This is a genomic window from Pseudarthrobacter sp. R1, from assembly GCF_024494415.1.
GTDB lineage: Bacteria > Actinomycetota > Actinomycetes > Actinomycetales > Micrococcaceae > Arthrobacter.
Map to the genome: position 1 here is coordinate 38210 of NZ_JAMKFI010000005.1, position 15081 is coordinate 53290.

At 64.7% G+C, this 15081-nt stretch carries 13 protein-coding genes and 1 pseudogene; 11 read left to right on the plus strand and 3 right to left on the minus strand.

The window, feature by feature from the left end; genetic code table 11:
• Position 1: 1 nt before the first annotated feature.
• From sdhA to sdhC, 3 genes are all read right to left on the minus strand, one after another.
• The gene (gene sdhA, locus M8J71_RS04465; RefSeq protein ID WP_256246791.1) at positions 2 to 1801 is read right to left on the minus strand and encodes a succinate dehydrogenase flavoprotein subunit; all 1800 of its coding nucleotides are present in this window, start codon (positions 1799 to 1801) and stop codon (positions 2 to 4) included.
• Between the two features lie 108 nt (positions 1802 to 1909).
• Complete coding sequence (locus M8J71_RS04470) at positions 1910 to 2371, minus strand: succinate dehydrogenase hydrophobic membrane anchor subunit (RefSeq protein ID WP_256246792.1); 462 nt, start codon at positions 2369 to 2371, stop codon at positions 1910 to 1912.
• A gap of 3 nt (positions 2372 to 2374) precedes the next feature.
• A complete protein-coding gene (sdhC, locus tag M8J71_RS04475) occupies positions 2375 to 2755 on the minus strand; it encodes a succinate dehydrogenase, cytochrome b556 subunit (protein WP_256246793.1) in 381 nt (126 codons plus the stop codon).
• 295 nt (positions 2756 to 3050) lie between these two features.
• On the opposite strand from sdhC, the gene M8J71_RS04480 reads away from it, so the two are divergent.
• From M8J71_RS04480 to M8J71_RS04530, 11 genes and pseudogenes are all read left to right on the plus strand, one after another.
• Positions 3051 to 4184, plus strand: coding sequence for a mannose-1-phosphate guanylyltransferase (locus M8J71_RS04480; protein WP_256246794.1), 1134 nt, complete (start codon positions 3051 to 3053; stop codon positions 4182 to 4184).
• 89 nt (positions 4185 to 4273) lie between these two features.
• Entirely contained in the window at positions 4274 to 5473 is a 1200-nt protein-coding gene (locus tag M8J71_RS04485) for an amidohydrolase (RefSeq protein WP_163164233.1), read from the plus strand.
• Positions 5474 to 5592: 119 nt separating this feature from the next.
• Positions 5593 to 6027, plus strand: coding sequence for a MarR family winged helix-turn-helix transcriptional regulator (locus M8J71_RS04490; protein ID WP_256246795.1), 435 nt, complete (start codon positions 5593 to 5595; stop codon positions 6025 to 6027).
• Between the two features lie 50 nt (positions 6028 to 6077).
• Positions 6078 to 6506, plus strand: coding sequence for an organic hydroperoxide resistance protein (locus M8J71_RS04495; protein WP_256246796.1), 429 nt, complete (start codon positions 6078 to 6080; stop codon positions 6504 to 6506).
• Positions 6503 to 7528 (plus strand): NADP-dependent oxidoreductase, encoded by a 1026-nt coding sequence (locus tag M8J71_RS04500; RefSeq protein ID WP_256246797.1) that lies wholly within the window; start codon positions 6503 to 6505, stop codon positions 7526 to 7528. The genes M8J71_RS04495 and M8J71_RS04500 overlap by 4 nt, the downstream gene beginning before the upstream one ends.
• Positions 7529 to 7778: 250 nt before the next feature.
• On the plus strand, positions 7779 to 8888 hold the full coding sequence (locus M8J71_RS04505) for a BMP family lipoprotein (protein ID WP_441338912.1): 1110 nt from the start codon (positions 7779 to 7781) through the stop codon (positions 8886 to 8888).
• A gap of 178 nt (positions 8889 to 9066) precedes the next feature.
• Positions 9067 to 10647 carry an ABC transporter ATP-binding protein gene (locus M8J71_RS04510; protein ID WP_256246799.1) on the plus strand — a complete coding sequence of 527 codons (1581 nt, stop codon included), beginning with the start codon at positions 9067 to 9069 and terminating at the stop codon, positions 10645 to 10647.
• The gene (locus M8J71_RS04515) at positions 10640 to 12013 is read left to right on the plus strand and encodes an ABC transporter permease (protein WP_256246800.1); all 1374 of its coding nucleotides are present in this window, start codon (positions 10640 to 10642) and stop codon (positions 12011 to 12013) included. Before M8J71_RS04510 ends, M8J71_RS04515 begins: the two co-directional genes overlap by 8 nt.
• Positions 12010 to 13335 carry an ABC transporter permease gene (locus M8J71_RS04520; RefSeq protein ID WP_256246801.1) on the plus strand — a complete coding sequence of 442 codons (1326 nt, stop codon included), beginning with the start codon at positions 12010 to 12012 and terminating at the stop codon, positions 13333 to 13335. The genes M8J71_RS04515 and M8J71_RS04520 overlap by 4 nt, the downstream gene beginning before the upstream one ends.
• Positions 13322 to 13747, plus strand: a pseudogene (locus tag M8J71_RS04525) (cytidine deaminase). Before M8J71_RS04520 ends, M8J71_RS04525 begins: the two are co-directional and overlap by 14 nt.
• Complete coding sequence (locus M8J71_RS04530; RefSeq protein WP_256246802.1) at positions 13744 to 15075, plus strand: thymidine phosphorylase; 1332 nt, start codon at positions 13744 to 13746, stop codon at positions 15073 to 15075. Before M8J71_RS04525 ends, M8J71_RS04530 begins: the two are co-directional and overlap by 4 nt.
• Positions 15076 to 15081: the final 6 nt, after the last annotated feature.

Consider the following 15081-nt stretch of genomic DNA (forward strand, 5'->3'; position numbering starts at 1 on the left):
CTTAGTACTTCCTCACCATCGGCTCGTAGCGGGTAAAGACGACCGGCTTGGTGGCAAGGCGGATGCCGGCGATTGATTCCGCCGATCCGTCCGCCGGGGCGTGGTGGTCCTTGTACGCCATGGAGTGCTTCATAAATTTCTCGTCGTTGCGTTCCGGGAAGTCCTCGCGGAAGTGTCCGCCGCGGGATTCCTCACGGTGCAGGGCTGCCACAGTCATCACCTTGGCCAGTTCCAGCAGGAAGCCCAGCTCAACGGCCTCGAGCAGGTCAAGGTTGAAGCGCTTGCCCTTGTCCTGGACGTTGATGCGCTTGTAGCGCTCCTCGAAGGACGCGATATCGCGCAGCACCTGGTTCAGGGTCTCTGCGGTGCGGAACACCTGCATGTTGGCGTCCATGGTGTCCTGCAGTTCCTTGCGGATTACGGCCACCTTTTCATCACCGGTGCCGTTGCGGGCAATGTCCAGCAGTTCGGTGGTGTACGCGATGGGGTTCTCCGGCAGCTCCACAAAGTCAGCCGTCCTGGCGTACTCTGCCGCAGCGATACCGGCACGCTTGCCGAACACGTTGATGTCAAGCAGCGAGTTGGTGCCCAACCGGTTGGAACCATGCACGGAGACGCACGCAACCTCGCCGGCTGCGTACAGGCCGGGGACCACGGTGTCGTTGTCCTGCAGGACTTCGGTAGTGATGTTGGTGGGGATGCCGCCCATGGCGTAGTGCGCGGTCGGGAACACCGGGACGGGCTCCGTGTAGGGCTCAACGCCGAGGTAGGTACGGGCGAATTCGGTGATGTCCGGGAGCTTGGCATCGATGTGCGCGGGCTCCAGGTGCGTGAGGTCCAGGAGGACGTAGTCCTTGTTCGGGCCGCAGCCGCGGCCTTCGCGGACCTCGTTGGCCATGGAGCGGGCCACGATGTCACGGGGCGCCAGGTCCTTGATGGTGGGGGCGTAGCGCTCCATGAACCGCTCACCCTCGGAGTTGCGCAGAATGGCGCCTTCGCCGCGGGCGGCCTCGGAAAGGAGGATGCCCAGGCCGGCCAGGCCGGTAGGGTGGAACTGGAAGAACTCCATGTCTTCCAGGGGGATGCCGCGGCGGAACGCGATGCCCATGCCGTCACCGGTGAGTGTGTGGGCGTTGGAGGTGGTCTTGAAGACCTTGCCGGCGCCGCCGGAGGCAAACACTACCGACTTGGCTTGGAATACGTGGAGCTCGCCTGATGCGAGGTCGTAGGAGACCACGCCGGCAACGCGCTTCTGCTTGTACGGGGTGCCGTCCTCGCGGACCGCATCCTCTTCCACCGTCAGCAGGTCCAGCACGTAGTACTCGTTGTAGAACTCAACGTTGTGCTTGACGCAGTTTTGGTACAGGGTCTGCAGGATCATGTGGCCGGTGCGGTCAGCGGCGTAGCATGCACGGCGGACGGGAGCCTTGCCGTGGTCGCGGGTGTGGCCGCCGAACCGGCGCTGGTCAATCCGTCCTTCCGGCGTGCGGTTGAACGGCAGGCCCATCTTCTCCAGGTCCAGCACGGCGTCGATGGCCTCTTTGGCCATGACCTCTGCCGCGTCCTGGTCAACCAGGTAGTCGCCGCCCTTGACGGTGTCGAACGTGTGCCATTCCCAGTTGTCTTCCTCGACGTTGGCAAGGGCTGCACACATGCCACCCTGCGCCGCACCAGTGTGCGAGCGGGTGGGGTAGAGCTTGGTCAGTACTGCTGTGCGGGCGCGTTGACCGGACTCGATCGCGGCGCGCATGCCAGCGCCACCGGCACCGACGATGACGACGTCGTACTTATGGACCTGCATACCAGACGCTCTTTCTCTCAAAATTCGCAATAAAACAACGGGCGGGCGTTGCCCGCTCCGCAAAACAAGGCCCGCGGTTGTACCCGCGGGCCCGGGATGCTGCCGGTGCTAGGCAGGGCAAAATCCGCCAGGCAGGGGAACGCCGTCCACCACGGGGCACGGATCGAAGGTGAAGATCACCAGGGTGCCCAGGACGATGATGACGACGGTGGCCGAGTACAGGACCGTCTTCAGCCAGCGGCGGGTTGAATCCTTTTCGGCGTAGTCGTTGATGATGGTGCGTACGCCGTTGGTCCCGTGCAGCATGGCCAGCCACAGCATGGTGAGGTCCCAGAACTGCCAGAACGGGTCGGCCCACTTGCCTGCCACGAAGCCGAAGTCGATGGCGCGAATGCCGTCGCCCACCAGGAGGTTCACAAAAAGGTGGCCGAAGATGAGGACCACCAGCACCACGCCGGAGAGCCGCATGAACAGCCAGGCAATCATTTCGAAGTTGCCCCGGCTTCCGCCGGTACGGCGGTACTGGGGCGCAATCCGTCCGCTGCGGGGGCTCTCAATAGTTACAGCCATGGTTTAGTGACCTCCGAAGGCGAGGGAAAGGTGGCGGATGGAGAAACCGACCATGGTGACCACCCAGAGGCCCAGGACGGCCCAGAGCATCTGGCGCTGGTACTTCGCGCCCTTCTTCCAGAAGTCCACCGCAATGATGCGCAGGCCGTTGAAGGCGTGGAAAACGATGGCGGCAACAAGTCCGGTCTCACCCAGGGCCATCAGGGGGTTCTTGTATGCACCGATCACCGCGGTGTAGGCCTCCGGGGACACCCGTACCAAGGAGGTGTCCAGGACATGGACCAACAAGAAGAAAAAGATCACTACACCGGTAATACGGTGTCCTACCCAGGACCACATGCCTTCACGGCCGCGGTACAAGGTGCCAGCTGGTTTTGTCGGCACTGATAAACCTCCCTGCAACACAGCGGCGCTGGCATGAGATCCACGCGGGGGGAACGCCTGCTGCGAGAGCACTCGTAGCTCAGGCCTAAATCTAGGCTCAGCTAACAGCTTATTCAATTTAGGAACTCCTTGGTGCCCAGCAGTGGCAAGGATTCCGTCGATTAATGAGACAAACGCCACAATCTCCTGCCAGCCCGGCTGACTTTGTTGCGGCGCGGAGCCCGGAAAGAGTCCTAAGCTGCGCCCAAGGGGGCGGAAGGGCTCCCCGGCACCGGGTCGGCTAAAGTAGGCCGTGATGAGTACAGACAAAGTGACAAGCCCGGCTTCACCCCTTGACCGCTTTATCGCGGTGATCCCGGCAGGCGGAGTGGGGACCCGCCTATGGCCCCTGTCGCGAGCCGCAGCTCCCAAGTTCCTGCACGATCTCACCGGTTCGGGCAGCACCTTGCTGCGCGCCACCTACGACCGGCTGCACCCGCTTGCCGGAAGCCGCATGTTGGTGGTCACCGGCAAGGCCCACCGTGAAGCGGTGTGCCGGCAGCTTCCCGAACTTCAGGATTCGGACCTTGTCCTGGAGTCCGAGCCCAAGGACTCCGCCGCGGCGATTGGCCTTGCCGCCGCCATCCTCCACGAACGCGATCCGGACACCATCATGGGTTCCTTCGCCGCCGACCAGGTGATCAGCCCCGACCGCCTTTTCCAGAAAGCTGTCCGCGAGGCGATCCACACAGCCGCCGCCGGCAAGATTGTGACCATCGGCATTAAGCCCACCCACCCGTCTACCGGGTTCGGCTACATCCGCTCGGGGCAGGACCTGCACATCGAAGGCGCCCCCAGCGCCCAGGATGTGGTGGAGTTCGTTGAAAAGCCGAACGAAGAAGTTGCCCAGCAGTACGTGGACAGCGGCAACTACGTCTGGAACGCGGGCATGTTCGTGGCACCCGTCGCACTGCTGCTCAAGCACCTTGAAGCCAACCAGCCCGCGCTGTTCCAGGGCCTGCAGGAAATCGCGCGCGCCTGGGACACCCCCGCCCGCGGCGAGGTAACGGCACGGGTATGGCCCACGCTGCCCAAGATCGCCATCGATTACGCCGTTGCCGAACCTGCGGCCGAAGCCGGGGACGTCGCCGTCGTGCCCGGCTCCTTCCGCTGGGACGACGTCGGCGACTTCGCTTCCGTGGGCCGGCTCAACAGTGCCAGGGAAGTGGACGACGTCACGGTGCTGGGGGAGGGCGCGCGCGTCTTCACCGAGAACTCCAGCGGCGTGGTGGTCACGGACACCAAGCGCGTCATTGCGCTGATCGGAATCCAGGACGTTGTCATCGTGGACACCCCCGATGCGCTGCTGGTCACCACCATGGCTAACTCGCAGCGGGTTAAGGCAGCGGTCGACGCGTTGAAGGCCAGCGGGGATACCGACGTTCTCTGAGGCATCGCGCTCTGAGGCATCGCGGTCCCCGGATGTAACGCGGGGACCGCGATGGCCCGGATTCCAGCCACCCTCGCTAGAGTGAAGCAGTGCGCAATTACACTACGGAAGCCGAGCCCACCGCCCTGGTAGCTCCATGGCTTGAGCCGCTCCTGCCGGAACTGATCGATTTCCGCCGTGACCTGCACGCGCATCCGGAACTGTCCTTCAAGGAATTCCGCACCACCGACAAGCTGGCTGACAGGCTGGAAGCTGCAGGCCTCAGCCCGCGCCGCCTTGAGGGCACCGGGCTTACCGTGGATGTGGGGGAGGGCCCCATCGCCACTGCCCTTCGCGGCGATATCGATGCCCTGCCCATCATCGAGGAAACGGGTTTGCCCTTTGCCTCAAAAAATCACGGTGTGACGCACGCCTGCGGCCACGACGTGCATACCACCACCATGCTGGGCATCGCCCTGGTACTGCACCGGATGCACCAGGAGGAGCCGCTCGGCGCCACCGTCCGCATCATTTTCCAGCCCGCCGAGGAAACCATGCCGGGCGGCGCGCACTCGTGTATTGAACAGGGGGTCCTGGACGGGGTTCCCCGGATCCTGGCCCTGCATTGTGATCCGCGCATCGAAGTGGGCAAGATCGGCACGCGCATCGGTGCCATCACCTCGGCCTCCGACACCATCCGGATTGAACTCTCCGGCCGCGGCGGCCACACGTCCCGCCCGCACCTGACCGAGGACCTTGTGTTCGCATTGGCGCAAATCGCCGTCAACGTTCCGGCCGTACTGTCCCGCCGCGTGGACGTCCGGAGCGGTGTTTCTGTGGTGTGGGGCCAGATCTCGGCCGGCTCCGCCCCTAACGCCATTCCCGGCACCGGTTACATGGCCGGGACCATGCGCTGCCTGGACCGCGAGGCGTGGCACGCCGCCGGTGAACTGCTGGACGAGGTGGTGCACCAGGTGGCAGCCCCCTACGGCGTTGACGTCCGCCTCGAGCACACCAGGGGAGTGCCGCCAGTGGTGAACTCCGAGCACGAAACAGCCATCATCGAAGCATCTGCCCGTGCCGAAATCGGCGAAAGCGCCGTGGTGCTGACTCCGCAGTCCATGGGCGGGGAGGACTTCGCCTGGTTCCTCGCCGAGCTGCCGGGCGCCATGATGCGGCTCGGCACCAAAACGCCGGGCGGCGAGGAATACGACCTCCACCGCGGCGACTACATCCTGGACGAACGGGCCCTGGGCCTTGGCATCCGGGTCCTCACCGCTGCGGCGTTGCGCACCATCCGCGACCTGTAATCCAAAGGTGCGCGGACGCCGTCGTGCTTCACTGACGCCGCGCTTCACTGCATATGAGCCCCCGGTCGAGTTCCTGAAGTTAAGTTGTGTGCAATTGAATTGCGTCCTACAGTTATTACATGACTGATGCTCCACGGCTGAACCGCCAGGTGTGCTTTGCCCTCTATTCGGCCTCCCGTGCCGCAACTGCTGTCTACCGGCCGGTCCTTGAAGAACTCGGCCTGACCTATCCCCAGTACCTGGTGATGCTGGTGCTCTGGGAGGACGAGCCGCGCGGGGTGAAGGAGCTGGGAGATGAGCTCGGCCTGGATTCCGGCACGCTGTCACCCCTGCTGAAGCGCCTGGAGTCCCTGGGCGTGGTGGAGCGCCGCCGGTCCGGCGAGGACGAGCGCCGCGTCGCCATCCACCTGACGGCCGCCGGTCGGGAACTGAGCAGCAAGGCCGGCGCCCTGCCGAAGCGGCTGGCCGAGGCTGCAGGGCTTACCGCCGAGGAGCTCGACCAGCTGCACAACACCCTGGCGCGGCTGACGGCCGCCCTGCATAACGCCCACTGACGGCATCAGTCCGCAATTTTCCAATCCACCTACAGGACGGATATATCCCCGTGAAACCTCTTTACACTGCCGAGGCACTGGCCTCGGGCGAAGGACGCGACGGCAATGCGCGGACCAACGACGGCAAGCTGGACGTGACCCTGTCCAGCCCGGTGGAGCTGGGCGGAAACGGCCAGGGAACCAACCCGGAGCAGCTCTTTGCCGCCGGCTACGCGGCCTGCTTCCACTCCGCGCTCCGTCTCGTTGGCCGCAAAGAGCGTGCCGACCTGACAGACTCGGCCGTGGCTGCCAAGGTCCACCTCGGCCAGCTGGACAACTCAGGTTTCGGCCTTGCCGCAGAACTGGAAATAGCGCTGCCCGCACTGGACCTGGCCACCGCCGAGACGCTCGTGGCCAAGGCCCACGAGATCTGCCCGTACTCCAACGCGACGCGCGGAAACATCACTGTGGACATCAAGATCATGGAGTTCGCCGCATGAGCCTCCGAACCCTTCCCGCCACCACCCGCGAAATCCAGCTGGCCTCCCGCCCGGTGGGGCGGCCGTCGCCGGAAAATTTCCGGCTTGCCGAGTCGGCGCTGCCTGAACTTGGCGACGGCCAGATCCTGGTCCGGAACCTTTACATGTCCGTGGACCCCTACATGCGCGGACGGATGAATGACGTGAAGTCGTACTCCGCCCCGTTTGCCCTGGACAATGCGCTCGACGGCGGTGCGGTGGGGGAGGTAATCGCGTCCCGTTCCGCAGCCCACAAGGAGGGGGACGTCGTCGTGCATTCCCTCGGCTGGCGGGAATACTCGGTGGTGGACGCGGCCGCCGTCACGCCTGCGCGGACCGATCTTGCCCCCGCTTCGGCTTTCCTGGGTGCGCTGGGCATGACCGGCCTGACGGCATACGCCGGACTGCTGAAGGTGGCTGAGTTCGTGCCCGGCGACGCCGTCTTCGTTTCGGGCGCGGCAGGTGCCGTGGGTTCCCTGGTAGGCCAGATTGCCAAGGCCAGGGGCGCCTCCCGCGTGATCGGCTCGGCGGGCTCGCCCGCGAAGGTTGCCCGGCTCCTTGAGCTCGGCTTTGACGCGGCGTTCGACTACCACGACGGTCCCGTGCGCGACCAGCTGAAGAAGGCTGCCGGTCCGGACGGCATCGACGTCTATTTCGACAATGTGGGCGGCGAGCACCTCGAGGCAGCCCTGGCCACCCTCAACGTCGGAGGGCGGGTGGCCATGTGCGGGGCCATCGCGCAGTACAACTCCACCGAGCCGACGCCGGCACCGCACAACCTGATGCTGGCCATTGGAAAACAGCTCACCCTCCGGGGCTTCCTGGTGGGCGGCCAGCGGCAGCACGCGGCCGAGTTCGCCGCCACAATGGCCGGCTGGCTGGCTGACGGCACCGTCCGCTATGACGAGACCATCGTCGATGGGCTCGAGAACGCCCCGCAGGCCTTTATGGATCTGCTGGACGGAGCCAACACCGGCAAGATGCTGGTCCGCCTCCAGCCTTAGTAACAGCAGCCGGACCAGGTAGGGGTGCCGCGTCACGGAGCGGTACCCCTACTGGTTGGTAACAACTTGTCAACGATCTCCGCGAGCGGGTCCAGCTGTGCTATTGGACGTGGCGCAGGCCACTAAGGTAGTTGCCATCAGTGCGCTCAGGCGCAGTGCTGCGGACCTCAGTGAAAACAGAATTTCAGTGTAGAAACGGACACTCATTGAATTCGAGCCGTAGCGCCACTCTCTTCATCCTGGAGGAAAATTGAAGTCATCACTGCGTGCACAATTTCAGCGCGGTTCAATGGCCGGCCTGGCTACCGTCAGTGCTTCGGCCCTTCTGTTAACCGCCTGCGGCGCAGCCCCGGAAGCCGGAAGCACCTCGTCCGCCGGAGCCACCGACTACACCGGCTGCATCGTTTCCGACTCCGGCGGATTCGACGACCAGTCCTTCAACCAATCCTCCTATGAGGGACTGGTAAAGGCTGAAGCCGATCTGGGCATCAAGGTGAACCAGGTGGAGTCCAAGACCAACAACGACTTCGAGCCCAACCTGCGCGCCATGGTCACCGCGGGCTGCGACCTCACCGTCACTGTTGGCTTCCTGCTGGGCGACGCCACCAAAGCACAGGCGCTGGCCAACCCGGACAGCCACTTCGCCATCGTTGACTTCGGCTACGAAACACCCATCGACAACGTCAAGCCGATCATCTACGACACCGCACAGGCAGCGTTCCTCGCGGGCTACCTTGCCGCCGGAACCACCAAGACCGGCACAGTGGCCACCTTCGGCGGCATCAAGATTCCCACCGTGACCATCTTTATGGACGGCTATGCCGACGGCGTGAAGTACTACAACGAGCAGAAGGGCAAGGACGTTAAGCTCCTTGGCTGGAACAAGGAGGCGCAGGACGGCAGCTTCACCGGCGACTTCGAGAAGCAGGACGTGGGCAAGCAGCTGACCCAGAACTTCCTGGACCAGGGCGCCGACATCGTGATGCCGGTCGCCGGGCCCGTCGGCAAGGGCGCCGGTGCTGCCCTGAAGGAAGCCAAGGCCGCCGGCAAGGACGTCAAGCTGATCTGGGTTGACTCCGACGGCTACCTCACCGCCCCGGACTACAAGGACATCATGCTGTCCTCTGTCATGAAGACGATGGGTGAGGCCGTGGAAGCCGTGGTGAAGGACGACGAAAACGGCAAGTTCAGCAACACCCCGTACGTGGGAACGCTGGCCAACGAAGGTGTCCAGCTGGCTCCGTTCCACGACCTCGAATCCCAGGTTCCTGCTGACCTGAAGACCGAGCTTGAGCAGATCAAGAAGGACATCGTGGACGGCAAGCTGAAGGTGGAGTCCGCCGCCAGCCCCAAGGCCTGACCCTGCTTGAAGCGCCACCGCCGGTTGGTCAATGACTGGCCAGGCGGTGGCGCTTTTGCTGTTGCCTTCCTCTTTCGGGTTACCGCCCGCTCATCCCACGACTGCGCCTACTAGGCTGGTGCCGCAGCCACATATCCCGTCCGGTCGATCACTGGACGCTTCGAGATTGGTCAGAGTTTTGAAACTTGAACTCAGAGGGATCACCAAACGCTTCGGGACCCTGCTCGCCAACGACCATATCGACGTGGTGGTTGAGCCCGGACAAATACACTGCCTCCTGGGCGAAAACGGGGCCGGAAAATCCACCCTGATGAATGTGCTGTACGGCCTGTACGAGCCGTCCGAGGGCGAAATCCTCGTTGATGACAAAGTAGTGTCCTTCCGCGGACCCGGCGATGCGATGGCCGCCGGGATCGGAATGGTGCACCAGCACTTCATGCTGGTCCCCGTCTTTACGGTGGCCGAGAACGTGGCGCTGGGCGCAGAACCCACCAAGGCCGCCGGCTTCCTCAACCTGGAAGAGACGCGCCGCCGGATCAAGGAAATCTCCGATCAATACGGCTTCGACGTCGATCCGGACGCCCTGGTGGAGGACCTGCCGGTGGGCGTCCAGCAGCGCGTCGAAATCATCAAGGCACTGGTCCGCAACGCCAAGGTCCTGATCCTGGACGAGCCCACTGCCGTCCTGACGCCCCAGGAGACTGACGAACTGCTGGACATCATGCGCCAGCTCAAGGCCAGCGGCACGTCCATCGTGTTTATTTCGCACAAGCTGCGGGAAGTAAAGGAAGTCTCGGACACCATCACCGTGATCAGGCGCGGAAAGGTGGTGGGCACGGCGGACCCCGCTGCCCCCACTGCCGAACTCGCCTCCATGATGGTGGGGCGCGCCGTCAGCCTGAACCTGGACAAAGCACCCGCCCAGCCGAAGGAAAAAACCTTCGAAGTCCGGGACCTCACAGTCATCGCTCCCAACGGCCAGCACGTGGTGGACGGACTCAGCTTCGAAATTGCCCGCGGCGAGATCCTGGCAGTAGCCGGAGTCCAGGGCAACGGCCAGACGGAGCTCACCGAAGCTATCCTTGGCCTCCAGGACCGGGTCTCCGGCTCCATCACGCTGGACGGCAAGGAACTCCTGGGCCGGTCCGTCAAGGAAGTCCTGCACGCCGGCGTCGGATTCGTGCCGGAAGACCGCAAGGTGGACGGGCTGGTGGGCACGTTCTCCGTGGCCGAGAACCTGGTCCTGGACCTCTATGACAAGCCTCCCTTCGCGAAGGGCATCAGCATGAGCCCCGCGAAAATCCTCGAGAACGCCAAGGCCCGCATCGGCGAATTCGACGTGCGGACGCCATCAGCCGCAGCCGCGGCAGGTACGCTGTCCGGCGGCAACCAGCAGAAAGTGGTGATGGCGCGCGAGCTCTCCCGCCCGCTGCGGCTGTTCATCGCCTCCCAGCCCACCCGCGGCGTGGACGTGGGGTCCATCGAGTTCCTGCACCGCCGGATCGTCGCGGAGCGGGACCAGGGCACCCCCGTGATGATCATTTCCACCGAGCTGGACGAGGTCATGGAACTGGCCGACCGGATCGCGGTGCTCTATAAAGGCAAGCTGGTGGGCATCGTTCCGGCCGGCACCAGCCGCGACGTCCTGGGCCTCATGATGGCGGGCATCCCGCCCGAGGAACACGGCCATCCGACGGGGCAGGCGCCCTCCGCTGCCACGGCCTCCACTTCCGACGCCGAAGGAGGCGACCATGTCTGAGAAGCATCCCCCCAAACACGCGGCCGGCGAACACAGCGGCAAAGCGCACGAGGCAATGCCCGCCGCAGAGGAGACGGCCGCCGTCGTATCCGTTGATACTGCCGGCGGCGCCATGGAACCCTCCGCCGTTCCGGCCGCCGCGCAAAGCGGGCAGCTTCCGGGCGGCCCGGACACGCTGCTCCGCAAAATCTTTACCGGGAGCGGCATGGTCTCGGTCCTGGCCGTGCTGCTGGCGCTCGTCATCGGCGGCCTCCTCATTGCCAGCACGGACAAACAGGTGGCCACCACGTCCACCTACCTCTTTGCCCGTCCCTCTGATTTCCTGTCAGCAGTCTGGAACGCCGCAACGCGCTCTTACGTGGCGCTGTTCCAGGGTTCGGTCTTCAACCCCCGGGGCAACAGCGTCGCGGCCCAGTTCGCACCGTTCATGGAAACCCTCACCATCGCCACGCCGCTTATCACGGCCGGCCTCGGCGTAGCATTGGCCTTCCGCGCCGGACTCTTCAACATCGGTGCACAGGGACAGATCATTGTGGCCGGCATCCTTGCCGCCTGGGTTGGCTTCGCAATGCACCTGCCGCTGGGGCTGCACCTGCTGCTGGTCCTGGTGGCCGGCATCATCGGCGGCGCTTTCTGGGGCGGACTTGTGGGGCTGCTTAAAGCCCGGACGGGGGCCCACGAAGTCATCCTGACCATCATGTTCAACTACATCGCGCTGTACTTCCTGCGGTACCTGTTGAACACCCCGGCCTTCCAGCGGCCGGGGGAGACGAACCCCATTTCGCCCATCCTTGGTCCCACCGCCGTCTACCCCCAGATTTTCGGCACCCAGTACCGGCTCCACCTGGGCTTCCTCCTGGCCATTGCAGCCACCGTGCTGGTGTGGTGGCTCCTGAACCGCTCCACGGTGGGCTTCGAGTTCCGTGCCGTGGGTGCCAACCCCAAGGCAGCACAGACTGCGGGCATCAACGTTTCCCGCTCCACTATCCTGGTGATGGCCATTGCGGGCGGACTCGCCGGCATGTCCGGCGTCGCCCAGGTAGCGGGCACGGAGAGAGTCCTTACCGACGGCGTGGCTGCCACCTATGGATTCGACGCGATCACCGTCGCCCTGCTGGGACGTTCGACGCCGTGGGGTACCTTCGCTGCCGGCCTTCTGTTCGGCGCCTTCCGCGCCGGAGCCGTCCAGATGCAGATCCAGACCGGAACTCCCATCGATATCGTTTTGGTGGTCCAGTCCCTGATCGTCCTCTTCATTGCGGCTCCGCCGCTGGTGCGGGCCGTCTTCGGCCTGAACCCCCGCCGCAAGAAGCCTGCCCGCGCGGCCAAGTCCCGCCAGGCAGCCACAACCGGAGGTGCAGCATGAGCACAAAAGTATCGTCGCCCCTCCCGGGAAAGCCGCAGCCGGGTAACACCCCGGTAGGCACCGGCACCGCAGCCGTCTCAGCGAAGCCGGTGACCTGGCGCACGCCGGTCCTGCTCACGGCCTTCGGACTGATTGCACTGGTCTTCTTCGGTCTGATGGCACCCAACCAGACCGCCAGTTTCGGTATCTCCACCGGCGAGGACTTTTTCCAACTGCCCGCCCTGGCGGTGAACGCGTTCGCCGGGGGCATCGTGTTGTCCGTCCTCCTCTTGGGCCTCGCAGCCTACGCGGTGTACCTCAAAACCGAGGACCGGCCCGCCCCGGGCTGGCTGACAGTTACCTTTATCGTCCTGTTCGTGGCCGCCTTCCTCATATGGGTGGTAGGCGGTGCCCGCACCCCGAGCATCTCCTTGGCCGGGCTCATCGCCGGGTCGGTCACCCTTGCCGTCCCGCTGGTGTTCGGTTCACTCTCCGGCGTCCTGTGTGAGCGGGTGGGCGTGGTCAACATCGCCATCGAGGGCCAGCTCCTCGGCGGCGCATTCACCGCCGCCATCGTTGCCAGCATGACGCAAAACCCGTTCATCGGGCTGCTGGCCGCCGCTGTGGCCGGTGCAGTTGTTTCCATGGTCCTGGCCCTGTTCAGCATCAAATACCTCGTGAACCAGATCATCGTGGGCGTGGTGCTGAACGTCCTGGTCTCCGGCGTCACCGGCTTCCTGTTCAGCACGGTGATGCAGGCCAACAAGGCGCAGTTCAATTCGCCTCCCGGGCTGGACATCATCGAGATTCCCGTCCTGTCCAGCATCCCAATCATCGGGCCCATCCTTTTCCGCCAGTCGTTGGTGGGATACCTGATGTACGTAGCGGTCCTGGTGGTTTGGGTAGGCCTCTTCAAAACCCGTTGGGGGCTGCGTGTACGCGCTGTCGGTGAACACCCGCAGGCGGCCGACACCCTGGGCATCAACGTCAATGCCACCCGGTTCTGGAACGTCACCCTCGGCGGGGCAGTAGCCGGCATCGGCGGATCGTTCTTCACCCTGGTGGCGATCGACAGCTTCACCAAAGAGATCTCCGGCGGCCGCGGCTTCATCGCGTTGGCTGCCCTGATCTTTGGCCGGTGGAATCCGATCGGTGCTTTCTTTGCCGCCCTGCTGTTCGGGTTCGCTGACAACCTGCAGAGCATCGTGACCATCATCGGCACCCCTGTGCCCAGCCAGTTCATGGCCATGCTGCCCTACCTGGTGACGGTTCTGGCCGTGGCCGGGCTGGTGGGCAGGTCACGAGGGCCGGCAGCCAGCGGCATCCCGTATGTCAAGGGTTGACGGCGTGGCCGGCGAAGGGCACGTGGACTGGCCAGCACTGGAGGCGGCCGCCGTCGAAGCCATGCGAAAGGCTTACGTGCCGTACTCCAAGTTTCCGGTGGGGGCGGCGGCCCTCACCGAGGACGGCCGGATCGTCAGTGGTTGCAACGTGGAGAACGCAAGCTAGGGCCTGACCCTCTGCGCCGAATGCGCGCTGGTGGGGAACCTGCACATGACCGGCGGCGGCCTGCTCCGCGCGTTCTACTGTGTGGACGGCGCCGGCAACATCCTGATGCCCTGCGGGCGCTGCCGCCAGTTGCTGTATGAATTCCGTGCCTCCGGCATGGAGCTTATGACCACCCAAGGCATCAAGACCATGGACCAGGTGCTGCCAGACGCCTTTGGTCCCGAACACCTGGAGGGAACGCGATGACAGACACCCGCGCAGCGATCAACGTGGCCGAAGCGTTCGACGCCGTCGATATCATCCGCACTAAGCGGGACAAGGGCACCCTGAGCCCGGAACAGATCGACTGGACCATTGACGCCTACACGCGGGGAGTCATCGCGGACGAGCAGATGGCCGCCCTCAACATGGCCATCCTGCTCAATGGCATGACGCGCAGCGAAATTGCCCGGTGGACGGCCGCAATGATCGCTTCCGGCGAGCGGATGGACTTCTCCAGCCTGCGCCGTCCGGACGGCGGGCTGAAGTACACCTCGGACAAGCACTCCACCGGAGGCGTGGGGGACAAGATCACCCTGCCGCTGGCGCCATTGGTAGCCGTGTTCGGCGTCGCCGTTCCCCAGCTCTCCGGCCGGGGACTGGGCCACACCGGCGGCACGCTGGACAAGCTGGAGGCCATCCCCGGCTGGCGGGCCTCACTCACCAACGAGGAGATGCTGGCCCAGCTCCAGGACGTGGGCGCCGTCATCTGCGCAGCCGGCGCAGGCCTGGCTCCTGCAGACAAGAAGCTCTATGCACTCCGGGACGTTACGGGCACCGTTGAGGCCATCCCGCTGATTGCCTCGTCCATCATGAGCAAGAAGATTGCCGAGGGCACAGGCTCACTGGTCCTGGACGTCAAGGTGGGCAGCGGTGCCTTTATGAAGGATGAGGCCAAGGCGCGCGAGCTGGCGGAGACCATGGTGGCGCTTGGTAAGGATGCCGGGGTCAACACCGTGGCTCTCCTCACCAACATGAGCACGCCCCTGGGCCTGACTGCCGGCAATGCTATCGAGGTGGAGGAATCCGTCGAGGTGCTGGCGGGCGGCGGCCCTGATGATGTGGTGGAGTTGACGGTCCGGCTCGCCGAGGAAATGCTTGCCGCTGCAGGAGTGCACGACGCCGATCCCGCCGCCGCCTTGAAAGACGGCCGTGCCATGGACGTCTGGAACCGGATGATCGAGGCGCAGGGCGGCGACCCGCGGGCCAAGCTGCCGGTGGCCCGGGAATCCGAGGTGGTCTACGCCCCGGCCGATGGAGTGCTGGTGGAACTCGACGCCCTTGCCGTGGGGGTGGCAGCCTGGCGGCTCGGCGCAGGGCGGGCACGGAAGGAAGATATCGTCCAGGCAGGCGCGGGAGTCCGGATGCATGCCAAGCCCGGTGCCGTAGTCCGGGCGGGAGAGCCCCTGATGACCCTCCTCACGGACACTCCGGAACGGTTTGCCAGGGCAAAGGAAGCGCTCGAGAACGCAGCAGTCATCGCCCCCGAGGGATCGCGGCCGGCCCAGCGCCTGATCATTGACCGCATAGCATAGGGACCC